The 26,004-nt window shown below is 39.5% G+C and carries 18 protein-coding genes; 12 read left to right on the forward strand and 6 right to left on the reverse strand.

The window, feature by feature from the left end; genetic code table 11:
- Positions 1-71 precede the first annotated feature (71 nt).
- Positions 72-1,376, forward strand: coding sequence for a hypothetical protein (locus Q0954_RS05205; protein ID WP_299454559.1), 1,305 nt, complete (start codon positions 72-74; stop codon positions 1,374-1,376).
- Between the two features lie 205 nt (positions 1,377-1,581).
- Positions 1,582-2,742: an iron-containing alcohol dehydrogenase gene (locus Q0954_RS05210; RefSeq protein ID WP_299454561.1), complete on the forward strand. Its 1,161-nt coding sequence runs from the start codon at positions 1,582-1,584 to the stop codon at positions 2,740-2,742.
- 348 nt (positions 2,743-3,090) lie between these two features.
- On the opposite strand, the gene Q0954_RS05215 is transcribed toward Q0954_RS05210, so the two are convergent.
- Positions 3,091-3,537 carry a CYTH domain-containing protein gene (locus tag Q0954_RS05215; protein ID WP_299454563.1) on the reverse strand — a complete coding sequence of 149 codons (447 nt, stop codon included), beginning with the start codon at positions 3,535-3,537 and terminating at the stop codon, positions 3,091-3,093.
- A 1,564-nt stretch (positions 3,538-5,101) separates the two neighbouring features.
- On the opposite strand from Q0954_RS05215, the gene Q0954_RS05220 reads away from it, so the two are divergent.
- Together Q0954_RS05220 and Q0954_RS05225 are read left to right on the forward strand one after the other, a co-directional pair.
- Positions 5,102-6,340 (forward strand): kelch repeat-containing protein, encoded by a 1,239-nt coding sequence (locus Q0954_RS05220; protein ID WP_299454565.1) that lies wholly within the window; start codon positions 5,102-5,104, stop codon positions 6,338-6,340.
- 213 nt (positions 6,341-6,553) lie between these two features.
- Complete coding sequence (locus tag Q0954_RS05225; RefSeq protein ID WP_299454567.1) at positions 6,554-9,055, forward strand: bifunctional UDP-N-acetylmuramoyl-tripeptide:D-alanyl-D-alanine ligase/alanine racemase; 2,502 nt, start codon at positions 6,554-6,556, stop codon at positions 9,053-9,055.
- Between the two features lie 49 nt (positions 9,056-9,104).
- Here Q0954_RS05225 and Q0954_RS05230 read toward each other — a convergent pair whose 3' ends face one another.
- A complete protein-coding gene (locus tag Q0954_RS05230; RefSeq protein ID WP_299454570.1) occupies positions 9,105-9,863 on the reverse strand; it encodes an MbnP family protein in 759 nt (252 codons plus the stop codon).
- Positions 9,864-10,674: 811 nt separating this feature from the next.
- Here Q0954_RS05230 and Q0954_RS05235 point away from each other — a divergent pair.
- From Q0954_RS05235 to Q0954_RS05250, 4 genes are all read left to right on the forward strand, one after another.
- Positions 10,675-11,913, forward strand: coding sequence for an AAA family ATPase (locus Q0954_RS05235; protein WP_002696233.1), 1,239 nt, complete (start codon positions 10,675-10,677; stop codon positions 11,911-11,913).
- A 118-nt stretch (positions 11,914-12,031) separates the two neighbouring features.
- Positions 12,032-12,715 (forward strand): retron system putative HNH endonuclease, encoded by a 684-nt coding sequence (locus Q0954_RS05240; protein WP_299454574.1) that lies wholly within the window; start codon positions 12,032-12,034, stop codon positions 12,713-12,715.
- A 309-nt stretch (positions 12,716-13,024) separates the two neighbouring features.
- Positions 13,025-13,984: a polymorphic toxin type 23 domain-containing protein gene (locus Q0954_RS05245; RefSeq protein ID WP_299454577.1), complete on the forward strand. Its 960-nt coding sequence runs from the start codon at positions 13,025-13,027 to the stop codon at positions 13,982-13,984.
- A gap of 248 nt (positions 13,985-14,232) precedes the next feature.
- Positions 14,233-14,517, forward strand: a complete 285-nt coding sequence (locus Q0954_RS05250) for an energy transducer TonB (RefSeq protein ID WP_299454580.1) — start codon at positions 14,233-14,235, stop codon at positions 14,515-14,517.
- A 93-nt stretch (positions 14,518-14,610) separates the two neighbouring features.
- Here Q0954_RS05250 and Q0954_RS05255 read toward each other — a convergent pair whose 3' ends face one another.
- The 3 genes from Q0954_RS05255 to rpsT all read right to left on the reverse strand — a co-directional run bounded on the left by Q0954_RS05255 (position 14,611) and on the right by rpsT (position 16,387).
- On the reverse strand, positions 14,611-15,222 hold the full coding sequence (locus tag Q0954_RS05255) for a DUF1684 domain-containing protein (protein ID WP_299454583.1): 612 nt from the start codon (positions 15,220-15,222) through the stop codon (positions 14,611-14,613).
- A gap of 19 nt (positions 15,223-15,241) precedes the next feature.
- The gene (radC, locus tag Q0954_RS05260; protein WP_299454586.1) at positions 15,242-16,015 is read right to left on the reverse strand and encodes a DNA repair protein RadC; all 774 of its coding nucleotides are present in this window, start codon (positions 16,013-16,015) and stop codon (positions 15,242-15,244) included.
- A 117-nt stretch (positions 16,016-16,132) separates the two neighbouring features.
- Positions 16,133-16,387, reverse strand: a complete 255-nt coding sequence (gene rpsT, locus Q0954_RS05265) for a 30S ribosomal protein S20 (protein ID WP_002696222.1) — start codon at positions 16,385-16,387, stop codon at positions 16,133-16,135.
- Positions 16,388-17,040: 653 nt separating this feature from the next.
- Here rpsT and Q0954_RS05270 point away from each other — a divergent pair.
- Positions 17,041-17,592 (forward strand): hypothetical protein, encoded by a 552-nt coding sequence (locus tag Q0954_RS05270; RefSeq protein ID WP_299454589.1) that lies wholly within the window; start codon positions 17,041-17,043, stop codon positions 17,590-17,592.
- Between the two features lie 58 nt (positions 17,593-17,650).
- Here Q0954_RS05270 and Q0954_RS05275 read toward each other — a convergent pair whose 3' ends face one another.
- A complete protein-coding gene (locus Q0954_RS05275) occupies positions 17,651-20,542 on the reverse strand; it encodes a leucine-rich repeat domain-containing protein (protein ID WP_299454592.1) in 2,892 nt (963 codons plus the stop codon).
- 561 nt (positions 20,543-21,103) lie between these two features.
- Between Q0954_RS05275 and Q0954_RS05280 the strand changes: the two genes are divergently transcribed.
- The 3 genes from Q0954_RS05280 (at position 21,104) to Q0954_RS05290 (ending at position 26,003) form a co-directional block, all read left to right on the forward strand.
- Positions 21,104-23,824 (forward strand): CHAT domain-containing tetratricopeptide repeat protein, encoded by a 2,721-nt coding sequence (locus Q0954_RS05280; RefSeq protein WP_299454595.1) that lies wholly within the window; start codon positions 21,104-21,106, stop codon positions 23,822-23,824.
- Between the two features lie 171 nt (positions 23,825-23,995).
- A complete protein-coding gene (locus Q0954_RS05285; protein ID WP_299454599.1) occupies positions 23,996-24,778 on the forward strand; it encodes an OmpA family protein in 783 nt (260 codons plus the stop codon).
- A 649-nt stretch (positions 24,779-25,427) separates the two neighbouring features.
- The gene (locus tag Q0954_RS05290) at positions 25,428-26,003 is read left to right on the forward strand and encodes a sigma-70 family RNA polymerase sigma factor (protein WP_299454602.1); all 576 of its coding nucleotides are present in this window, start codon (positions 25,428-25,430) and stop codon (positions 26,001-26,003) included.
- Position 26,004: the final 1 nt, after the last annotated feature.

The following is a 26,004-nucleotide window of genomic DNA, read 5'->3' on the forward strand; positions in this document are numbered from 1 at the left end:
CTTTCGCTGAACACATTTTGTAAAAATTCACAACTAATATAATATTTTCAAACCATATTAACCAATTATTTATGTATAGTTTTTTTAATGAATGGTCAGAGGCAAAACTACAGGAGGTATTTCAGCTAGAGTACCGCCCCACCGTATTGCTCGACGATTGGCTGGATACCTACAGCGAACTGTCTTCCATTGAAAATGAAACACTTAAAGTATTGCAAAAAAGGCTCAATACATTTGGTGAAAACTGGAGCAAGCCAGACGCCCTGTTTAGCTTTGTTGCTCCTTTATTTCACCTGGCAGACCTGCACACTCCCCATTTTAGGCTCTTTCACCAAGAAAACCTCTTTGCCAATGTTACCGATCACCATGTTTTTTATGACACCACTGACTTGGTGATAGGAGGAGGCACCCAACAATTGGGAAACCCTTATTTTTGTTTGGGAGTGTACGAACGCAATGACCACCACGAGTTTACCCCTGAAGGGCAGTTTTTGGCGAGCTTATTGGCTGCCCACCACATGAACAAAAATGTGTTGCCCATATATGGCGCACTGGTGGTAGACAATCACTGGTGGTATTTTGGGGTTTTGCAAGGCAATCAATACGCATTGAGCCAAGTATACCTTGCTAATAAAAATAGTCTTACTCAAATTTATATGATCATTAAAGAGCTTAAGCAAATATTACTTGATTTGCAACAAGCCAATGCTTCTATCTTTCACTCTAACCCAACTCCTGTAAAAATGCTTAATTTTCGCGATTGCACCACGGCTCAACTACGCCGTAACTTTCAACTAAAAAGAACTCAAACTAACCCACTGCTCAAAGAATGGCTAAACCAATCGCTGCCAACAAACAGTGATGAGGAACAGGTATTGCTGCGCTTACAAAAGAAATTGACCAAACGAGTGGACAACTGGAACGAACAAGAACTGATTAAAAAGTTTATTGCCCCTTTGGTAGGGTTGGTTAACTTTGATACCCCTCATTTTCAAGAGTTTGCCAATAGAAGTTTATCTTTGCGGGTAGGCAATGTAGAACTATCGGGCAAGGTAGATGTAATGGTAGCACAAGGCATAGAAGAGCCCGAACGCCCTTATTTTTGCTTTCACGAATATAAGAAGGAAAAGGGTTGCGACAACGACCCACTGGGGCAAGTGGTGGCAGCTATGTATACCGCCCAACAACTCAACCATGATGATTTTCCGATATATGGGGCGTATGTTGTAGGTCGACAATGGTTTTTTGTGGTGTTGCACAAAAACACCTATTGTGTAAGCCTGGCGTATGATGCCACCAAACAGGAAATTTTTGACATTTACCGTATTCTCAAAACCCTTAAAACTATTATTGCAAAGGTGGTAGATACTAAATAAGCAAGCTTATCAACCCCACAAACCATCCTTTGAGATTGTACAGAGGATGGTTTTTTTGTGAACTTTATTTTATCCAACAACAATTAAACCTTCGCTTAAACATAGGTGGAGTGCTCATTGCGTTTTCTTACCATAGATCAATTTTTATCAACAAACATCTGCCTAACTTTGTTATCCAAACAAAACACTTGAATAAAATAACAATATGAACAATTTTGAATTATATGTACCCACAAAGCTGGTTTTTGGTGAAGGCGAAATAAAAAAATTAACCGACCTGGTGCCCAAAGACAAGAAGGTGTTGATGCTGTATGGTGGCGGAAGCATTAAAAAAAACGGTATTTATGACCAGGTAACCGAGGCACTGAGCAGCCACGAAGTAGTAGAGTTTAGCGGCATTGAGGCTAACCCACAATACCAAACTTTGCTCAAAGCATTGGAAATTATTAAAAACGAAAATATAGGCTTTTTGCTTGCTGTAGGCGGTGGATCGGTCATAGATGGCACCAAGTTTCTGTCATCAGCAGCCCTCTACAAAGGTGATACTCCCTGGGACATACTCGCCAATCGTATTCGCACGTACGAGGGGTTGCCCTTCGGTACAGTACTTACCTTGCCTGCTACAGGTAGCGAAATGAACAGCGGCGCAGTAGTAAGCCGTAAAGAAACCCAAGAAAAGCTGACAATGGGTGGGCCAGGCTTGTTTCCACAATTCTCTATTTGTGACCCTACCGTTATTCGATCTTTGCCTCAACGCCAACTTGCCAATGGAGTGGCAGATGCCTATACCCATGTAATGGAGCAATATATGACTTACCCGGCAAACGCATTTTTGCAAGACCGTATTTCTGAGGGTATTTTGCAAACTCTGATTGAAGTAGCACCCAAGGTTTTGACTGATCCTAATGACTACGTGGCAGCATCTAACTTTATGTGGTCTTGTACAATGGCGCTCAATGGTTACATTCAGAAAGGAGTGCCTACTGACTGGAGCGTGCACATGATCGCTCATGAACTCACTGCTCACTATGGCATTGACCACGCCCGTACGCTGGCGATCATTTTACCCAGTGCTTATACCAAAAAGTTTGAACAAAAGAAAGAAAAGCTTGCCCAGTATGCCGAACGGGTTTTTAATATACAAACCGGAACCGTGGAAGAAAAAGCTAAAGTAGCCATTCAAAAAACCGAGGAGTTTTTCCACTCTCTGGGCATTAAAACCAAACTAAGCGACTACACTGACAATTATCAAGGTTTTGGTGATACAGTAGCCAAGAGTTTGAAAGCCCACGGAATGATAAAACTAGGCGAACACCGTGACATTACGCCTGAAGTAGCTGCCGAAATTGTGGAAATGGCTTACTAAGGAACGTGATCGCAATAACTGTCCGATTTAGAACATATCCTCTTTACTGACTTTCGTTACCCCGGCAGTTCCGCCGGGACTACGAGCTTTTTTCGCCGTAGCTATGGCTACGCCTGCAAAAAGTGCCTCAGCCAGCCTTGAATATATGCCCTCAACCTCGACACTTATTTTGAACATGTTCCTAAGTTAAAATAAAGCGTAAGGCAACTATCCATCTTTTTGTTTGCTTTTTGCCTGCCCTGTAAATCAGGGGTAGTCTACTTCTCTGAACTTTGCTTTCGGATGACAGGCTGCCCCTGATTTTGATTAAAGAACTCTTACTCGTTAAAAACAAGTTGCCCATGCCTGCTATAGGGGCAACGCCAGGTTATTATTTTTATACTTGGCCTCTTGAGTCACATCTTCGCCAAACCACGCAGGTGGAGTAAACGCATGAGCAGCTTCTTCTGTTTCAAACTCTACTTCTACTAAATTTAACTCCTTATGTTTGCCCAAAAACACATCTAACTCGGCAGTTAACCCATTGCCCAGACTTATTTCATAGCGGGTTTTGTCTATAGCATGGGTAGACACCTTAGTAAACAAGTTGGCAAACTCTTCTTGGGTAAGCTCCATTTCAAACTCTTGCCGCACCAAGTGTCCTTTTGATTTTACCGTAAAGGTATACACTCCATCACGCTCACGAAGCCTGACAGCTGGTTTGATGGTAATATACCATTGTTTGATGCGGGTTTTGGGGTAACTGTCAAGATTTTGCGGAAGTTCATTCACTAAAAATTTTCTTTCTATTTCCATCTTTTTGTTTTAAGAGTGTTTAACAAGGCTTTGAAATTACTCAAAACAAACCCAAGCTGCAAGTACAGCTCTAAACCACGGGATTTTGGCATGCCCGATCGCTCTTCAAAACTATCAGATGTTATGAGTGACTCGTTCGTGCACCATTTTTTGGCAGTATGCTTTCAAAATTTACTTTTTCTTTTTATGTGAGATATTCTCAATAATTGAGGATAAAAATTGACCACTTTTATTACCAGTTAATAGATAAAACCTTATTTAAAGTGTATACAAGCAATATATAACCTTTAAAATATGATCAAAAAAAACACCCCACAACCCTTTATTGTAATATTTCAAGAACACCCATTGTATACACCGATTCAATAATATCGTTTTTCCTGGGGTGAATCTTACATAGGCACCTACACGTAAGGTTGTGATTACCTAGCTTTTAGCCTACCTTTGTAATAACAATAAAGGAAATAAGAACAACAAAAGATCAAATTGAAAAACTGATTATTATAGGAAAAAATACTAATCAATATTGGTACTTTTTCCACTTAAATAATGAGCATAGTTTTCTGCATATCATAAAAAATATTGAGGGATTTTTATATAGAGAGTTTATGCAGAAATAAACAATATGGAAAATAAGTATTAGAACGATAATTTTTCACTATTCATAGATAATTTTTAAGATTACACATTGGTTGTGTAGATTAAAAGGTTGGTTTACAAGGTTGAATCGGTCAAGACTTTTAGTTTTGACCGATTTTTTTTTGCTTAAGTTAAAAGGCTCTCTAAAAAAATAGTATTGTCAGAAGAATGGTAATAAATTAAGTAAACCACCATATATTTGCAGCGCAAAGCCTCTCAAGTATGAATTTTGGGAGGCTTTTTATTATACCAAGTTAGTAATGGACAAAAAATAACCCCCGAATCAAGTTCGGTTCACAACTCCGAGCTTGTTCTCGGAGGACTGTAAGCTTTCGATTTAGGAAATGACCTTTACTACTGATGCTTCGTTACCCCGGCAGTTTCGCCGGGACTGTGAGTTTTTATTGCTCGTAGCGATGCCCCGAATCAAGTTCGGGATTCAAGTTCTACGAACGCAACCGTCGCGCAAGCTGGCTCAACATCCACAGGATGTTGCCATCTCGCCTCAGTGGTAAATTTCTATCTCCAAATGGATACCTTATTTTTCAACCATTACTTAGGAATGGTGTAAAAATAAATTTCTATAGTAACGCTAAAATATTTTGTTGCTAGACGCGGTACGGCAATATCCAGTGGATATTGAGCGAGCTTGAGGGATGGTCGGCTAATAGCAGCGCTATTCGGCTATTTTTTAACAAAGTATAGCCTCAAAAGATGAGGTTAAGAATGTAAATTTATTTTGGTACCATTCCTTAGTTAATAATTCATTTTATCTTCTGGTGCAGATTGCTTTGGCAAAAAATACCAGACAAACAACATTTACACACTTTAGAAATCGAGGGCTAAAGTGTGATTTACTTAAATTCAATAATCTAAATTATTCGTGATGAAAAAATCAGCTTTCACAAAATACTTCATCCTTTATATGCTAGTGGCTCTTGCAATAAACTTTACTAGTACAAGCAGTTACGCGCAAACCCAGCAATGTGACTCATGGACAGGCATTGCCAACATGTCGCGCAACTCACGAGACAACCAGTCGCTTACCTTTAGCATTGGCAATAAGGCATACATCTGTCAAATATTGGTGGGGCTTCCTTACTTACTTGAATACACCCCTGAGACCAATACCTGGGCGCAAAAAACCGGATTTCCGGGATACGCCCGCTCTCAAGGCGTGGCTTTTTCGGTAAATGGCAAAGGATATATTGGTTTGGGCAGTCGGTTTTATACTTATTTGCAAGACATTTGGGAGTATGACCCAGCTACAGATACCTGGACAAGAAAAAATAATTTTCCGGGGCAAGGCAGAAATAACGCCCGAAGCTTTACTATAGGCAACACAGCTTATATAGGTACAGGAGACACGTTTGACAAAACCAATACTTTCAATGACTTATGGAGGTATGATCAGGACGAAGACTCTTGGACAAAAGTGGCAGATTTGCCTGGCAAGGCACGCTCAGAAGCGGTATCGTTTGCCCTCAATGGTAAAGGCTTTATAGGCTTGGGAGAAGTTGATGCAGACAGCACAGCTTTGACCGATGTATGGGCGTATGACCCTCAGAGTAATAGTTGGGAGCAAAAAAATAAATTTGAGGGAAACCCGGTAAAAAAAACCACTGCTTTTGCGGTAAATGCCAAAGGGTATATTTGCGGAGGCATAGACACTCAACACAATGACGGATCACGAAAAATGTGGGAATATGACCCCTCTAAAGATACCTGGACACAAGTGGCCGATTATGCTGGTACTGCCAGGGTAAGCCCACGAAGTTTTGTAATTGGTACCACTGCCTATGTAGGACTTGGAATTGCTAAAAATTATTTTAAAAATAATTTTTGGGCGTATGTTCCCTGCAAGAACAAAGGCGGGAGAACCTCTGCCTTTATACAAAGTGCCAAAACGTTGGCAACAGCTCAAAATGTACAGCTATACCCTAACCCTAGCCCTGACAAAATAAACGTGGTATTACCCAACCAGACAAGGTGCCTAAGTGTGACAGTATTTAACGTAAAAGGTGAAGTGGTAAAGACGTTGGAAAATAACCACGAAAAAGCCCAAACTTTTTTAATAGACCTAAGCCTCCAGCCTAAAGGCTTGTACTTTGTCAAAATTACTACAGATAAGGGCAACACTGTAAAGCAGGTAATCATACATTAAGTTTTCCTCATCAAGTTCCCCTTCTTAGGCTTGATACAATTCGCCTTCCAGAACGACCAACTGTTTTGGAAGGTGTTTTTTGTTGAACACTTGTTCTTTTTGACAACAATACTTAGTCGGTTGCGCTTGCCCCGCGCTTAACAAAGCACTTTCAAAAAACCAAAACCTTACTAACTTTGCCCACACAAAAGTCAGCAAATAACCCCTTAACACATGTTAGTCATTAAGCAAATAGCTTCTATCACTCAGGCAACACTTGTTCAGCAAACCCAATCAGATCAAGCTGTATATCATTTATTGCTCGACAGTCGCAAACTTTATAACCCCTCACAAGCTTTGTATTTTGCCATCAATGGCGAACACCACAATGGGCATGAGTTTGTGGCAGAGCTATACGCCAGAGGTGTACGCAACTTTGTAATAGAAGAAGGTTTGCCTGCCCATGTTCAATTACCTAACGCTAATATATTAAAGGTAAGCAATGCAATAAGCGCCCTACAGCAAGTAGCCGCAGCTCACCGTAACCAATATCAAATACCAGTCATTGGGGTAACCGGGAGCAATGGTAAAACAATGGTGAAAGAATGGCTTGCCAAACTGCTGGCAGAAGATTTTAAAGTAGTAAAAAGCCCCAAAAGCTACAACTCACAAACAGGCGTGCCTTTGTCGGTGTGGCAAATGAACAAACGCCATACAATGGGTATTTTTGAGGCAGGCATTTCTGCCAAAGACGAAATGAAAGCCCTACAAAAAGTCATTCAACCCAACATAGGCATATTTACCAACCTGGGCACTGCTCATGATGAGGGTTTTGACAATCGTACCCAAAAATTTGCTGAAAAGTGGAAGCTTTTTGAACATTGCAAAGCTGTAGTTTGCTGTGCAGAACATTTACAAACATACCACGATATTGTCACAAAGAACTCTTTTAACGGGCAACTCTTTACATGGGGCAAAAACGAACAAGCGCAATTGCGACTGCTGGACAAGAAAACATGTCTAAACCAGCAACAAACCCAGCTAAAAGTACAATACCAAGGCGAAAACCATTACATTCAGGCTCCTTTTATAGATGAAGCCTCTATAGAAAACATCCTACATTGTGTCGCTACTATGTGCCTGTTGGGTTTGTCGTTTGCCAAAATACAACGCCGCATTGCCCGGTTGCGCCCTGTGTCTATGCGTCTGGAACTCAAACGCGGCATGCGCAATACTTACCTGATAGACGACAGTTATAACAACGACTTGGCAGGGCTAAAAATCGCGCTCGACTTTATGAGTACACAAGATGTAAACCTGCAAAAAATAGTCGTGTTGTCAGATATGTTGCAGTCGGGTTTGCCCCCCGGAAAACTGTACCAAGCCATTGCCCAATTGCTGAAAAGCAAAGCTATAGACCGGGTAATAGCGGTAGGCGAAGAAATAAAGAAACACCGGGCGAGTTTCAATGCATTGGATGTGGTATTTTTTGACCAAACTAAAGACTTGCTAGAAAGCCAGGTAGAACTTGCAAGGCTTGCCAATGCTGTCATATTAGTGAAGGGAGCCCGCCGCTTTAGGTTTGAACACCTCGTACATCAGCTTCAGCAAAAAGTACATGGTACTGTGCTTGAGATTAACTTAGATGCCTTGGTACACAATTTAAACTTTTACCGGGAACAGTTGCCCTCTCGCACCAAAATGATGGTCATGGTAAAGGCGTTTGCCTATGGAAGCGGTAGCGCCGAAATCGCCCACTTGTTACAATTTCACCGGGTAGATTATCTGGGGGTGGCTTATACCGATGAAGGAGTGTTTTTACGCGAAAGCGGCATCGATTTGCCCATTATGGTTATGAACCCCAGCGAAGATACTTTTGACAAACTGCTACAATATGACCTGGAGCCTGAGATGTATAGTTTTAAGGTTTTAGACGAATTTATTCACTTCTTGAAAGAGCAACAAACCACTGCCAAAGTACACCTAAAAATAGACACTGGAATGCACAGGTTGGGCTTTGCTGCCGAAGAAGTACCCCGTTTACTTCAAGTATTACAACAAACCGACACACAACAAAAAGCACCTCTGGATTACCTCAGTGTAGCATCGATATTTAGCCATTTGGCAGGCTCTGACGACGCCACTCACAATGCTTACTCTCAACAGCAAATCACACTCTTTGAGAAAGCTACCAAACAAATAGAAACGGCCTTGGGTTATGAGGTGATCAAACATATTCTTAACTCACCCGGTATTGTGCGTTTTCCTGAGGCAAGTTTTGACATGGTGCGGTTGGGCATTGGGCTATATGGAATAGAAGCCAACCAAATTGCGCAAAACCAGCTTCAATCTATCAGTCGATTGACTACAACTATTTCACAAATTAAGCATTTACAAACAGGCGAAACGATAGGCTATAGCCGCAAGGGAGTAGCAAGCCATACTACCAAAACAGCCACCATAGCCATTGGCTATGCTGACGGCTTTAGCAGGGCGTTTAGCAATGGGGTAGGCAAAGTAATGGTCAATGGGGTAAAGGTACCAGTAATTGGCAATGTGTGTATGGATATGTGCATGATAGATATTACAGGGGTAGAAGCAACAGAAGGTAATGAAGTAATTATTTTTAATGAAGAGCTTTCTATCAGTGAGTTAGCCCAAAGCATTGGCACCATTCCTTATGAAATATTGACCAACATTAGTCAACGGGTAAAGCGGGTTTTTTACCTTGAGTAAGGTTGAAAAGGGGCACCTGCAAACGGGCGCCCCTCTCCTAAGTATTGTATTATTTTTGAAAATCTCCAAGGCTAAACATTTGCTTATAATTGTTAGCAATCAAAGCACCCTTTACTCCTCCTTTAATAGTGACCGAATTGCCTCCTGAGGGCATTGCGAGGTCAATGGCTGCCCCAGTAAATCCACCAAAAAGCTGCTGGGCATTGGCCTTTAGTTTCCACTCACTATTGGCAGTGTTTAAGGTCACATTGTTAAGCGCCAAAGTAACCGTTTGATAAGCAGTGTTGTCTCCAGTGTGGTAGACAAAGGCTCCTTGTTTTTGCCCGTTTTGTATATAAAAGCCCTCGCTTCTCAAAAACATATAACCAGTTTTCCAGGTCCAAAACATTCCATTGATAGGGTCTAAAGCCCCCTCTTGCGCCCCACTACTATTGCGTACAGCGTCTACTCCTACCGAAAAAATCAGTTCAGTATATTGCCCCTGAGGAACATCTGTAAGACTAATAGGCACTACTCCAGCGTTGGCATCTGTTACTTTCAATAAATGATAACTCTCTGGTTGTACCCAAACAGAACCATCGGCTTTTTTAAGCTGAATATTACTTATATAATAATTGAAAGTAGTAAACTCCACCTCATCGTTTAATAGCGTAGTATAGGTTTTGTTTAATTGTAAAGGTTGCCCGGCAAACTCATTGGTAAACCTCAGGTTAAGTGTTGTTTTAGGTGCTGACGTATCTTGTTTAATACAACTTGCTGTAATCAAACTGAAACAAATCAGCGTGAATAATTGAATGTGGTGACGCATATTAATTAAATAATTATATTCAAAAAACCAGGGTATACTAAGATTAAAGTTGGTATTCAGGCAATTGGTCAAAGCCTGTCCCCAAAACCATTTTTGTATATATATTCAGACTCTGTGCTTGATCTTTGCCCCTATAACATTATACGTTGTAGGAAAGTTTAAAATGCACTCAGGATCAGTTATTTATAATTAACCAATATTTCAGCAATGCTTTTTTATAAAAAAAAATACTAAAATATCAAATTGTTTAATCTCCTATTTAAATGTTACTTAACCAACCCATAAACAACTGATTAAAAACAACTTACCCACATTTAGTTTATGTGTTAAAAATATGAGCACTGCATAGAATAAAAATAAAAAAAACAATAAATCTAAATGAACAAAACAAGATCAAAATATCATTCAAAACGTTTATATTTATATAAATAAACTTACTAAATGATCTGTCTTGGTTGATAAAAATAATAGAACATTATGAAAAAATCACACAATTACCTATTTATAGTTTCTAACCACCCTGGCTTGGCTTATTTTTCTGTTACAGAGAGGGGGGTTACTAAAAAAACACCCAAAAGCTTCGGTAATTATTTAATTATCAATAACTTTTGGGTAGCTTTATTTGCAAAGCTTTAGGCATTTCACATATATTTGTGAAGATGCGTTTGTACTTTCTTATCATTCATTCAGTAAAACTTTTTCTAAATTCACTTTACTATAAAGTGTCTGATAGTCAGTATTATACCACCTAATACCTATCCATTAGGGAACAAAATTTAGTTAGAAATTAGCAAGTGTACCCCCTGAATATATGAGAATTGATAAAATTCGCCTCAAAAACTTTAGATGTTATGAGGAAACCGAAATTGAGTTTCACCCTAACTTCAACATTGTCATTGGTATCAATGGTACCGGAAAAACTGCTGTGCTGGAAGCATTGACAGTAGCTGCAGGGTCGTTTTTTTTGGGCATCGATTACGCCGAAAACCGCCACATTCGCCCCGAAGATATCAGAGTATTAAGTACCGAGTTTGACATTAACGAACAGTTTCCGGTAGAAGTAGAAACCTGGGGGGTGATTAATGGGCAGGAAATCAGTTGGCTCAGAGAACTGACTGGTCCCAAAAACAAGACGACTTACGTAAAAGCCCTCAAAATAAAAGAACTTGCCAAAGAAATTCAGAGCCGGGTACGGGCAGGCGAAAACGTAAACCTGCCAATGGTTGCTTACTACTCTACCGAACGCCTTTGGAAAGAACGTTCTGATACGACTAAAATCAGTGGTTCGCGCCTCAAAGATGGCTACTACAATGGTTTGAAAGCTACCTCAAACAACAAGTTTTTCACCAAGTGGTTTGAAAAAGAGGAAATGGTAGTTTTGCAACAACGCAAAGAATCGGTAGGGCTTCAGGTGGTGCGCAAAACAGTAAGTAATTGTGTGGATGGCTGCGAAAATGTATACTTCGATTTTAACCGCCGCGAGTTGATTATGGAGTACAACGATGGGCGAAAATTGCCATTTAAATATTTGAGTGATGGGGTACGTAACACACTTGCTACAGTGGCTGATATTGCTTTTCGTTGTGCAATGCTAAACCCTCACCTGGGCGAAGATGCGGCTCAATTGACCGAAGGTTTGGTGTTGATTGACGAACTGGACTTACACTTGCACCCCTCCTGGCAAAAAGAAATTGTTAATAATCTAAAAACCTCATTCCCTAAAATTCAATTCATTGTCACTACCCACTCTCCCCTGATTTTGAGTACAGTACAAGACCGTATTGTAACAATGGTAGATGGCAAAGCTTACTATAGTGTAAATACCTATGGGCGCACTGCCAATGATGTGTTGCGTAATGTAATGGCTACCCCCGAACGCATAGAAGATGTACAAGACAAGCTAGACTTATATTTTGAACTGATTGAAGTGGGTGAAGGCTTGAGCGAAAATGCGATGAACCTGCGCAAACAACTCGAAGAAGCCATTGGAAACGATGACCCGGAGTTGGCAAGAGCCGACGTATTGCTGGCATTTTATGAAGACGAATAATATTCGTATATTTGAACTTGCAGCCTAATTATATTTAACTATTTTACGTCCACCTCCCAGGTGATTGGTTGAGCCAATTAGCAGGTGTAGGACTTACAATTTTTCTGCATCAAACTGTATGAGATACATTCAAAAAGGACCTGAACCTGAGTCACTTACAAACTTCAAAGGTTTAAAGCACAAAAACTGGAAACCTTCTTATGATGTATTGCCAGACGAGGTCATCAAAGACATCATCAACTCTTTGTTATACTATCAGGGTGGGCTTTGTTGCTATTGTCAGGTAGAAATCAACCAACAAACCTCACGCCTGATACATTTTCACTCTCAACAATACTTTAAAAAAGAGGAACTCAATTACGAAAATTTGTTTTTATCCTGCAGTACATCTGAAGGTATGCCTCCTCAGTACCAACATTGTGCTGCGCATAAAGATGAAGCCATTATTCCTAAATTTATGGACGATACCCGTTGTAACTCTTACTTTAAGTATAACACTTTGGGCGAAGTAGTACCAGTAAACGCATATGGGTTACGCACCATCAAACAAATTCAGCTCAACATGAACAAGCTGTCGCCCAGCGAAAAAACGGTGTTTAATACTATAGAAGTGCTCAACCTAAATGCCAGTAAACTTAAAGAACAACGCAAAGCCATTATTACTGAACTTGCCAAGGTACTGCGCAAGGTAAAAGACAAAGAAAAAATCAAGCACGCGATGGCAGTGTACCAAAAACGCGACAAAAATGGGCGTTACCCACGCTTTGCTGGAGTGGTTTTGTCTTATTTGAGTAGTTTATAAATACACTTGTTATTTTAGACATTGACGGGGTGATAAACTGCCAGCAAGCACCTACTCACCCCTTGTTAACTTCCTTTCTGATATACTCTTTTTCCGAATTTAAGTGTATACATGCTTAATATTATACTAAAGCAATACCCTCTCAAAACCATTCTTACTTTTTCGTGACAAACAGTGTTTGATGTAGTAAAGCAATGTCACATTTTTAAAGAAAATGATGTTAGACAAGGACTTTATGACCAAATCAAAGGTTCCACAAATCAAACAGGTATTGAACAGATAAATACCACTTGACAATTATTTAGAAAAATGAAGCAAAAAAAACTGTTCTACGGGCATTATTTCATTGTATTTTGCTTGTTCTTCAACCTCGCCTTGTCCAAGCCTACTCAAGCCCAACCTAACCTCAACGAAGGGGTTGGTGGCACTATAGGTGTTTCACTTTCGCTGGGCTCGCACCAAAACTCACTGGGTGTGGTGTTCAAAGCCTATTACTTTTATGAACAAGTCCAATTTAACTTCCAAACCCGATGGCGATACAATGTAACTACTTATGGCCCTCCCCGTTTGCTACCTGGCATGGAGGTACAAACCAACTATGGGCTCCTGTTTGGCTGGGGTAAACAAACAGAGGTACAAGCACACACTTTTTTACTGCCTTTTGGCAACCAAATGAAACGACTCAATGCTTTGGGGTATGTGTTTAATGTGTATCACGACAAAATTAAAACTTCGCAAACTACCGGAACTATTGCTTTTCAGGCAAACCGACTTTGGCTCGTAACAGAAAATGATGCTTTGGGAGATATGGCGGTAGACAAGTTTAGAACCGGAGGGGTGTGGATCGCTTACCGTGTTCAAAATACAATGATAGCACTCAATACCCGGTTTTGGACAGGTAATTCAGGGCGAACCCCAGTCATTGAAAACTCCCACTACCCCGCACAATACGGCTACCGGGATATGTCAAATGCTATGTATGGCAGGTTTTCGCACGGTATTTTAACCATGCAAGTATTGCAGGCTTTACCTTATGGACAAATAATAGGGGCTGAAGTTGGGTTGGATGCAGAAATAATCAGGCATTTTCTTCAGAATAAACTGATACATGACTTGTATTTTGTACCTAGTAAGTGGAACCCTTCTAAAAACCCGCATGTACCCATGATAGATGCTAATGGGTTGCCTTATACCTACCAGCTCAACCAACGCATTAAACCCAGCCAGGGTGTATTGCACCTTACCCTTAATCCTTGCCTATTCTATTGATATCTTCTCGAAATAAGCTATAAACCAGATAAAATTGTAATTTTAAAGGTTGAAAATCAAAAAAATCGCCAGCTGACTACGTATTTAGTTGTCAAAATGTTTATTTTTGTGCAGATAAATGATGTTATTTTTTTATTAATTACTCTAAACAACCCCATATGAACTTTAAAAAGTATCTTTTCATATTACCCCTTCTAATGTTTACCTTCATCTCATACCAAGGTATTAGTCAAGACAAAATATATAAAATGGCTCAAAAAGCTCCCAAACCCCGCACTGGGCTAGAGGCCTTTCATGACTATGTGAGCAAAAATGTGCAAAGGCATAAAAAAGGAGTTACAGGAAATGTGTTTGTACAGTTTGTAGTCGAAAAAGATGGAAAGTTAAGTAATATCAAAGTATTAAAAGGATTAGGAGGTGCAGCCTGTAATAACGCTGTCATCAAAGCATTGCAAGGAGCCCCTCGCTGGTACCCAGGCAAACAAAATGGTAAGCCAGTAAGGGTAAAAAAAATACTTGCAGTAAAAATCTAGTTTAGAGACCACACATCATTAGTGCAAAAAAGCCTGAAGCTGTTACAAAACAACTTCAGGCTTTTTTAGCTATAGCTTCCTTAGGCCTACTCTCTAATGCTTTTCGGCCTTTTCGCCTGCTCTCACCGCTACTTCCATGTGGTTTTCCTGAGGGGGCATGGGGCATACATAAGATTCATTATAAGCACAGTAAGGGTTGTATGCCTGGTTAAAGTCCAAAATCACGTTGGCCTCGTTGCCGTTTACCAAGGGGACATCCAAATACCTACCTGCACCATAAGTTTCTTCCCCAGTGGTTTGGTCAGTAAATGCTATAAACAGTATTTTATCTTTGGGCTCTTTTTTCAACACCAATAAGCGATGTTTTTTGCCTAATAAGTTAAACGCAACATAGCCATACTTTATATAGCTTTCGTTTTTACCACTGCTGGTAGGCATTTCCAACATTTCAGGTTTAGGGCTTGCTTCTAAAGTAGCACGCACCCGATACCCTACATCAGGTATATAATAATGTAAGCCGTGAAAAGCCTTTTTATCTTTGATTGGTGAGTCTTTACCACTTTCAAAATACTCATCTTTTGCTTGCCGTGCCTCCATTATTCTGGTTACATAATCTTTAGACACTTTCTTTTTGTCAGTACTTGAAAAAGAATACACCAGGCTAATCACCACAACAACACCTACAATCCAATATATTTTTCTCATTGTTTTTCTTATTTCAAATTTACATCATGCCCTCATCGGCAAAACTGTAATAATTGTAATCGGTAAAAATCATGTGATCTAATACAGGTATTTCAAGCATTTTACCTGCTTCGGCCAGCTTACGGGTAAGTCCTATGTCTGCCTGACTAGGCTGTAGGTTACCCGAAGGGTGATTGTGTATCACAATGATGGATGAAGCCAATGCCTCTATTGCTTTTTTAAAAATAACCTTAGGATCAGCAATGGTACCCGACACTCCACCAGAGCTTATCTGTTCTTTTTTTATTACTATATTTGATTTATTGAGCATCACTGCCCAAAACTCTTCGTGTCCCAGGTCCATTAAATGAGGAGCAATGAGGTCGTACACGTTTTTTGATGAGGTAATGCGTGGTTTACGGCTTGGCTCACTTTCTTTGCGTCTGCGCCCTAGTTCCAACGCACTTATGATAGAAATAGCTTTGGCTTCTCCTATTCCCTTAAATTTCTTCAGGTCTTTGATACTAAGTTTGGCAAGGTCGTTCAGGTTATTGCCTACACTGGTGAGTATTTGTTTGGCAAGATCTACTGCACTTAACGACACCGTGCCCGAACCAATCAATATTGCGATAAGTTCAGCATCGGAAAGTGAGTGTTTGCCTTTAAGCAATAACTTTTCTCGTGGACGGTCTTCTTCTGCCCAACGGGGAATTTGTAAACGACCTGCCTCCAAAAACGACTCTTCGCTATTGACTGTTTTATCAACCGTTTGATCGTCGTTGTTGTTTGCCTGAGACGAAACAATATCTTGCATAGTATGTAAAGCCTTTGTTTGAGGCAAGTTACAGAATTAGGCATAAAAAAAAGCCATACATTACAAAATATACGGCTTCACCTCATCTTTTGGGAAGTAATTTGCTACTAATTCATATTAACCCAAAGCACTTACTTGTTTGGTAAGTTTAGATTTTTGGTTAGCAGCTTTATTTTTGTGAATCACGTTTTTACGGGCTAGTTTGTCTAATTGAGAACTAGCTGTTTTTAAAAGAGTTTCAGCTTCAGATTTCTCTTTAGTAGCGTTCAACTGCTTTAAAGTAGCACGTAATTGCTTTACTTGGTAACGATTTCTTAATCGTTTTTTTTCGTTTGCTCTAATTCTCTTAAGAGCTGATTTATGATTTGCCATACTTCACTAAATTCTTTTCGTTTATATCTATGGTTCTGCTTTTCAAAAAAAGAGACGCAAATTTATAAGTAAATATTGAGTTATTCAAGGTTGTGCTACAATTTTAATAGTAATTTTTTAGACCAACACTCATTTATCACTATTCACAGGAGTAGTATTGTATTTAAGGTCTTAATATATCTGCCCCAAAAACACTTCCCCCTCAACTTCAGTCTTTTACTACCCAACCTATTATTGATTTCAATTAAATTTCCAAAAAAACGTATGAAGGCTTTTCAATGCTTGATGTAATATATAAACAGTAAATAGTAATTTTCATAAAAAAAATTCAAATTTTCATATTACACTCACTTAGTTGTATTATTTAAATGTTAATATTATCAAATTATCATATAATATTACCAGGCTATAGTATTTTGTTTTTTAGTTTAGCTATAAATCTGCCTAAAAACAAAAAGCTTATTTGTAAAGTACAAAACAGCTTCTTCATATTACTCCGATATTGCATTTATTAGAAAAATACAATCAACACCCCCTATTTTCTTAGTTATGTGCAAATAAAGGACTATTAACAAAAAAATATACTTAAAAATTTCACAAAACACATCAAGCTTTATACATTTGTACAAAGAAGTTAAAAAAGGTATTTTGCTATGAATAATACAAAAACAAAATCTCAAAAGTCTTCAAAAGTTGAAGCTACTCAAGAAGCTGCACAAACTCGTACCCGTGAGGTTTTCGAAACTTTTGTAAACGCTCAAACTCAGTTAATGACTAACTTTGTTGAAGCTGCTAAAAAAGTTCAGAAAACTGTTGAAGGAACTGACGCTGCACAAAAAGCAAACGAATTGTACAAAGATTGGTCTGAAAAGCAAAAATCAATTGTAGATTCTATGGTTGACACTGCTAAAGGTCAATTGAAATTAGACGATGCTCCTGACTTTTTGAAAGAGTGGGTTGAGTCTCAAGAAAAATTTGCGCAGAATGTATATGAGTATATGCGTTCTTCTTCTGACAAAGTAGCTAATACTGACTTCATCGAACTATACAAAGTGAACATGAACAAGGTATATGACAACTTTGAGTCTATGTACAATCATATGACTGAGCAATTTGGCAAGCCTTTCAGCGAAATGAAGTTTATTCCTGAAGATGCTGTAAAGAAAATGGTAGAAATGTGGAAACCTATCTACTCTTTGAACTAAGCCATTATTAAAGCTCACAGACATTCATTATCATGGGTGGAGGCAATTAAGCCTTCACCTATTTTTTTTGCTTTGCATCAGCGACACTTTTTAGGTAGGCATCCCGCCATTTCTCCGCCAACTTTTTGTTTCGCTTTACTCCCAACCCAGTAGCATACATTTTGGCAACTCTTTGCTGAGCATTGGTATACCCCTGTTCGGCCGCCAGTTTGTACCAGGCAAAAGCTTCGGAGAAATTCCTCATTGTTCCTTTCCCCAACTGGTACATTACTCCAGTATTATACTGCCCCCTTGCGTGCCCCTTGTTGGCAGCTTCTGTATAATACTTGAGTGCTTCTTTGTAATTTTGCTTGCACCCCTTGCCTTTTTCATACATCCACCCCAAGTTGAGCAATGCCGAGGCATCACCTTTACTGGCTGCTTTCTCGTACCAATTAAATGCTTCTGCTTCATTTTTATCCACTCCATCACCGTCCCTTAAGAGATGAGCCAAGTTTCGTTGTGCATCTAATTGTCCCTTGAGCGCTGCTTTGCGGTAGCAATCTGCAGCCAATTTTTTGTTTACAGCCACTCCTTTACCATCAGCATACATCCACCCCAGGTTAGCCGCTGCGCTGACATCTCCTTGTTCTACCGCTTGGCGATACCAAAACACAGCTTTACTAAAATTCACTTTTACCCCACGCCCGTGGTGATACATCAACCCAGTATTGTACTGCCCAGATACTTGCCCAAGTGCTGCCGACTGCTCGAACCAATGCGTTGCTTTAGTAAGATTGACGGCTACTCCCAACCCCTTGTAATACATCCAACCCAAGTACAGCATTGCTTCTGGGCTTTGGAGCCTGGCTGCCTTGCTGTACCAATGCAACGCTTGTTTGTAGTCTTTTTTTTTGTACAGATTAATTTCGCCCAATGCTTCAAGTCCTTCATACCCGCCTAAAGCAGCCGCCTGAATATAGTAAGCACTGGCTTCATCATACTTTTCGTCTTTATAAAAACTTTTGCCTTGACTCAATAATAAAGCTTCGCCTGGTTTGCGACGTACCGATGCGGGAACATTTACCTCTAATGGCTCTATATTATACACCCATTCTACATTTCTAAGCCAATGACGGGCTTTTTTTACTGCGCCCGTAGTAAGTGGATTACCAGTAAGTATTACTTTTTTGAGTTGAGGGAGAAGTACAATATCCTCAGGGATAGCCTCAAGCTTATTGTAAGAAAAATCAAGCACTTCTAAAGTTTCTGACTCAAATACTTCGTGCGGAATCTCTACAAATTGGTTGTAACTACAGTCTAGCACTTTGAGCATTTCTACCAAGCCAATACCAGGCGGTAATCGGGTAAGTTGGTTATGGCTCAAGCATAAATGGGTAAGCGCATCAAGGTAACTTATTTCTAAAGGCAAGGTATAGCTATAGGTATCATCGCTGCTTTGGATAGTCCCTAAAAAATTATAAGACAAATCCAGCTCCTGTAGGTTGGTAAACTGGGTAATTTCGGCAGGAATTTTTGCCAATTCATTGAACGATAAATTGAGTTTTTGGAGTTTGGGTAATACTGGCAACTCGCTTGATAACTCTGTCAATAAGTTATGCCTCAAGTCAAGACTCTCAAGTTTATTTAACTCTGCCAGTTGGAGCGGAATTGTATTAAAAAAATTATGACCAAGGTTTAACTCTCTTAACTCTTTCAATGGTTGCAAAGTTTGCCTAGACAAACCCTCTAAAAGGTTATGGCTCATATCGAGCGTTACTAATTTATGAATACCTAGCAGAGCCTGCATTGGAACCTGTGTCAGCATATTACCCGAAAGGTCAACTCTGGAGGTAGACCAGGGTTTAAAGTAAAAATCAGGAATGGTTTCCAGGTTCAGGTCTATCAATGCTGCCTTTTTACGGGTACGAAAGCCAATACTTTTCAACCAGTCTGCTACTATGTCATTGTCAAACAAGGGAACCAACGCTTGCACCTCATTAAAGTACAGTAAAAATTTCATGTAGTCGAGCTTGGTTCGATACATCCAATGAGGCAATTGCTCTGCTACTCTGTCAAGCAAACGTCGTAGCCACTGCTTTTTTGCCTCGCTCTGTACTGTTTTATCTGGATGTAAATGCCCAGCACAAAACAGTGTAGTCATCTGTTGGTGGTTTAAATGACCTGATAAGCCTTTGAGTGTTTCTACAAATGTATCTTCTTGTCCTTTAGGGATTTCACGCTGATAAGTATCAAAAAAACGAGTGAAGATGCCAAATTTCTTTAAAAATAAGGGCAATGCTTTTAGAGGATTGCCATCGACATTTAATTGTTCGAGAGTTGATAGCGAACTGAGGGCTTTAGGCAAAGTAGATAGCTCATTGTTCGACAAGTCTAACACTGTCAAGTGTTTCAGCTGTTGGATGGCTTCGGGTATATCAGCTAGTTGTCCGTTGGCAAAACTTAATTTTTTGAGTTGGGTAAGGTTAAAAAAATCAGTAGGAATGTTGGTGATGTGATGGTACTCAATGCTTATTTCTTTGAGGTTGATGCAAAAATTAGCATTACTAAACAAAGAAGGTATTTTATTTAAGGGTTTGTCTGTTTTGCCTGACAAGTTTATTTTAGAATCATATCTCCAATCAAAAAACAGCTGGAGTGTTGCTACATCATAGTTGGGTAAGTCTATCACATGTTGACATAGGCGATAAAAATTATTGGGTTGTTTCTGATGGTTTTTATAAATGTCTAATGCAGCCACTTGAGCCGCACCTTCTACCAAATCGCGCCAAAGCAAATAGGCTGCTTTAGCAAAATCAGGATACTCAACCCTACAGCTCCAGCCAAACAAAGCAGTGCCTATTTCTTTATTGATTTCACAAGGCTTGTTTTTCAGAAAAGCCAAAGCGGTATGTACTGTTGTACCTTGTTTCTCGGTTAATTGTTGGTATACCAGATTTGATTGTTCCATTTAAACAATTGGGTGTGGGTTCAATCAAATATAAAAAATGTATGGATATGTAGCGGCATTTTGTCAAAAAAGGTAGGATAAGTCATTGAGCAAAGGGCATAAAAAAAGAGGTTGCAAAACAACCTCTTTTTCTCTTTCCTAACCACAAAGCTTATTAAATATCTTTTAGCCAATTGTCATTGACTTGTACTTATGTTTATTCAAAACAAGTGCCATGATCGTAATATTAAAAAACAAAAAAAATTAAAAAACTGGCTATCAATATATTACACCTAAAAATATTAATTAAATACATTAACTAATATTTTTCAACACCCTCATGAAATAACGAAATACCGTAGTATATACGATTTTTCGTAGCATACAAGCAACCATTACCCATTTGTTATGGTTTTGTACTATATACATAGCATAAAAAGTTTGACAAGGAATATAATTGAAAAGTTATTTTTTGTTATGCCACAACATAGGCAGCCTGCTATTTTTTAATATTTTTGTATAGAACTCAGTACAAAGTAATCTGACAAAGGCATATTGACGACCCTTTTTTAAACACTATTTATGAGAAAACTTTCTATTCTTTTACTCTTACTCATTGCTGTGTTTGGCAATGTTGAACGCCTTGGGGCACAAAATGCCAGCGCATTGTTATTGGTAAAGCAAGCCCAACAACTGGCAAATAAGGCAAAATATAACCAAGCCATCATTTACTTAAAAAAAGCGGGTATAAATTTTAATAAAACAAAACACTGGAAACTATACATTGATTGTCAAAATAAAATAGGTGAATACCTGGTACGCCAGGGGCAGCTTGACGAAGCCCTGAAAGTGTGTAACAACACCCAAATATACCTTAAAAATCAATCGGCGCAAGCACTTACACAACAAGGTGGGGTACTCAATGTGATCGGGGAAATATACATGAATAAAGGGCAAAATGACCAGGCACTTGAAAGCTTTCAAAAAGCCTTGAATATTTATACCCGTCAGCAGTTTGACACAGGCAAGGCGCAGTGCTATAATAACCTGGGGTTGGTATATTGGAACACAGGCAATCGGGCACTTGCGCTTGAATACCACCAAAAAGCCTTGGCGCTACGCAAGTCGCTTTATAGTGCCCAACATAGTGAGGTAGCGGCATCTTACAACAATATAGGATTGATTTACAGCCAAAACAAACCCAAAGAGGCCTATCAATATTATGAAAAAGCCCTTGATATTTACAAGAAAGAAAAACAACCTATAAAGGTTGCCAATATTTATAACAATATGGCCATTATCAAGCAACGGGAGAGAAACTTTTTAGAAGCCCTTGATTTCTTCGATGAGGTACTCGCTATTCGCAAAAAAGTGTACAATGACCAACACCCTAATGTGGCTTTTGTATATACCAATATAGGACAAGTATACGCCGATCAGGAGAACTTACCTAAAGCACTGGAGTATCAGCAAAAAGCTTTGGGCATTTATAAAAAAAACTTTGGCGAAAAGCATCCCGAACTCGCCAGTGTATACAACCTGATAGGTGCCATACATGCCAAGCAAAACAACTACCGCACCGCGCTCAATACCTATCAAAAAGCACTCAAGGCTAATGTGCCAGATTTTAACAATGCCAATGTACTGACCAACCCTGAGATTAGTCGGTATTATAATGCAGATATACTGATCAACTCACTGTTGCTTAAAGCACAAACTTTTGAAGCACTCCATTTTGGCAAAAGCCTGAGATTTAGGGATTTAAAAATGGCATTGCAAACCCTGGAGCTGTGCGACGACTTGTTAGAGAAAATAAGGAGGTTGCGTACCAACCAAAGCGATAAAATTGCCTTGGGGAAAATTGGTAATGAAATTTACGAAGATGGCATTCGCATCAGTATGGCAATGAGCGAAGTGTCGCTGCGTAAAAAACATTATTTCCAAAAGGCATTTTATTTTGCCGAAAAAAGCAAGTCGGCAGTATTACTTGACGCTATTACAGATACTGACGCCAAACAGTTTGCCGGCATTCCTCCCAAGCTACTTGCTCAAGAGAAACAACTCAAAGCCGATATATCTTATTATGAACAACAACTTGCCGCAGGGCTGGAGGCTACTAAAGAGAAGATTTTTAGAGAAAAACTATTTGCACTCAATCGGCAGTATGATGTTTTTACCAAACAGTTAGAAACCAATTATCCTGATTATTACAACCTGAAATTTAATACTTTGACTGTGTCGGTGCCACAAATACAACTAGCCTTAGACAATGAGTCGGCAATGATCCTTTACTTTATAGGACAAAAAACCCAACGTCTGTACTATTTTTATATAAGCAAGCGCAAGTTTAAAGCGTTGGATTTGCCTCTCATAGATAGGTTTGACAAGTACATTATTTCAATGCGTAACAGGTTGTACTTTAAACGCAGGATTGACAAAACAGGGCTCAAACTGTACAATCAGTTATTTCCTCAAAAGATTTCACGCAAAATCAAAAAACTTATTCTTATTCCTGACGGTTTCATGAGCACGCTCCCCTTTGAGGCATTGATGACCTCAAAGGTAAATCCAGAAACCTCGCTGCGTGACTACCCTTATTTGATTAAAAAGGTAGGGATAAGCTATAGTTATTCCGCTACCTTGTTTTTGCAGAGTAAAGACCCCATAAGTACATCGACTACTTCTAAGGACATTTTATTGATGGCACCCGTCAATTTCAAAAAACAGAGCAACTTACCAGCTACCGAGCGGGAAGTAAATCAAATACAAGCACTTTTTGCCAAAAAAAATGGAAAAACTCAATTATACCTTAAAACAGAGGCACAGGAGCAACAAATAAAATCACCTGAGTTAAAAAACTACCGCTATGTGCACCTGGCTACCCACGGAGTAGTAAACGAACAATATCCGGAGCTCTCCAGGGTATTGTTGTCTAAGGGTAATAAAGACGATGGCGCACTCTATTTTGGCGAAATATTTAATCTGGAACTCAGTGCCAACCTGGTGACGCTATCGGCTTGCGAAACTGGGCTGGGTAAACTTTCTAAAGGAGAAGGAATTATAGGGTTGAGTCGAGCATTACTGTATGCAGGAGCTAAGAGTGTACTGGTATCGCTTTGGTCGGTAGCTGACGAGTCTACCTCACAATTAATGATCAACTTTTATGATTATTTACTGGCTGGCAAAACTAAGCACGAAGCATTGCGTCAAGCAAAACTTCAACTAATCAGTGAAGGGAAAGACTACCAGGGCAATCCTATTCCACCTTTTTACTGGGCTCCCTTTGTATTAATTGGGAAGTAGAACTATGATATTTACTACATTACTAAAAAAGGCTTTGTTATTTTACTAAGGTAAACTTTTGTATCACTTCAAAAAGCATTGAATAGTGAGAATCTGCCTCATTCATTTGAATAGTGACTATATAAAATAAACGATAAGTAATATATATCCTCAATAAATCTTGATAAGTCAATGAAAAAATCTGTGTTAATCACTTGTTGTATATGCTCATTGCTTTGGGCAGGTTGTACCAAAAAAGCCAAGTTTTTGAAAGGAGCTGCTAAAATTACTAAAGATACTGTGGTAGTGGTGACAGAGTCGCACCGACATACTATTGTAGAAACGAAAAAAAACCGTATTTATACTTTTGCCCGTGATACCATCAACACAATAGATTTGTTGAAAACCACAAAGATAGTGAGCAAAACCGCTACCCATATATACACCATTGCTATTACCGAAAAGGAGGGCAAAGAAATAAAGAGAGATACTGTAAGTATTGTTATTTTGGACGATGATGCGGATGGGGTACCCAATTTTGAGGACGAATGTCCTAAAAAGAAAGGAAGTTATGCCAACAAAGGGTGTCCGGAAAATAGTACCCCTCCTGCCCGGAAAAACAGTATCAGTCAAGCATTGGCAAAACATACCCAGGGTTTATTGTTTCCATCTGGCAGCCCTCAAATCAGCCCTGGTACTTATACCCAGCTCAATGCCATTGTAAAGTTGCTCAAGAGATACCCCAAAGTACACCTCTTGATAGAGGGGCATACTGACAATGTAGGAAGTACGCAAAAAAACAAGACGTTGTCACTCAAAAGGGCCAATTTTGTTCAGGCTTATTTTGTCCGCCAGGGCATTGCGGCACACCGCCTAAAAGTAGCAGGCAAAGGATCTATAGTACCTATAACTAGTAACAAGACCGCCGTTGGAAGGAGTAAAAACCGTAGAATTGAGGTTCGTTTGATAAAGTGACTTGGGCAGAGTTGTCTTAGGAATGGTGAGAAATTAAATTACCATTCTTGAGGTAGAGGTTTTGTTTTGAGACGAGGCTATTTTTTGCGCCCATAGCAGCGCTACGGGCAATAAAAATAACGAAGTATCAAGGCGAAAAATCACCCCTTAGAGTGTAAATTTATTTTTGAACAATTCCTTAGTAACAAAAAAAGCCTTGTCGAAGTGTTAGACAGGGTTTTTTTTATTTTTTTCTCCCCTTCGGGAATAAAGCATTGCTGGTGTTTGTCTAAACTGTAAATTAAGTAACGTGTTCGCCCCGTAAACGGGATTTCGGGCGTAGCCCTCAACAATAACCCCGATAAGAAATCGGGACTTTGAAGCTGTCCGATTTAGAATAAATACGCTTTACTGTCTTTCGTTACCCCGGCAGTTCCGCCGGGACTGTAAGTTTTTATTGCCCGTAGCGCTGTTCCGAATCAAGTTCGGAATTCAAGCTCTACGAGCGCAAAAACCGATGGCTAAAGCTTCGCTTTGCCGAGCTCTGCCAAAGGCTAAATGCCTCAGTCAGTCGTGCATATTTGCCCTAAAAACCAGAAACTTATTTTGAGCACGTTACTAAGTATTGAACAAAGCAGTTTGACCATTGCAAAGACATGCAACATACATAATGAATAAAACCGACCAGAGAGTTTCGCGTGAAGAAGCATGGGCATTGGTGCAACAGGCACAAGCGGGCGACCAGGCGGCTTTTACGACGCTGATTAAACGGTATGAAGCTCAGATAGCCGCTACTGTAATAGGTATGCTAGGCAATACACCCGAAGCTGACGACGTGGGACAGGAGACTTTTATTAGGTTCTACAAAGCACTGGCAAAATTCAGAGGAGAGGCTGACGTAGGTACTTATCTCACTCGTATTGCTATTAATTTGTCGCTCAATGAACTGAAAAAACGTAAACGTAAGGGTATTTTTTCTCTGTTCTCGTCTAACAAACAACAAGAAGACTATGTAAGAGAAATTGCCGACGAAAACAAAGAACATCATAAAGATACCCAAGAGGTAGTACAACGGGCAGTGCAAACCCTGGAGCCTGCCTTTAGGAGTGTGGTAGTACTAAGAATGATAGACGGATACTCTACCAAAGAAACCGCCGAAATTTTAAATATTCCACTGGGCACTGTACTTTCCCGCTTAAAAAGAGCCCAAGAAAAACTAAAAGTAATTTTAAAAGATTTAAACTAAC

The organism is uncultured Microscilla sp. (genome assembly GCF_947493425.1).
Lineage (GTDB): Bacteria > Bacteroidota > Bacteroidia > Cytophagales > Microscillaceae > Microscilla.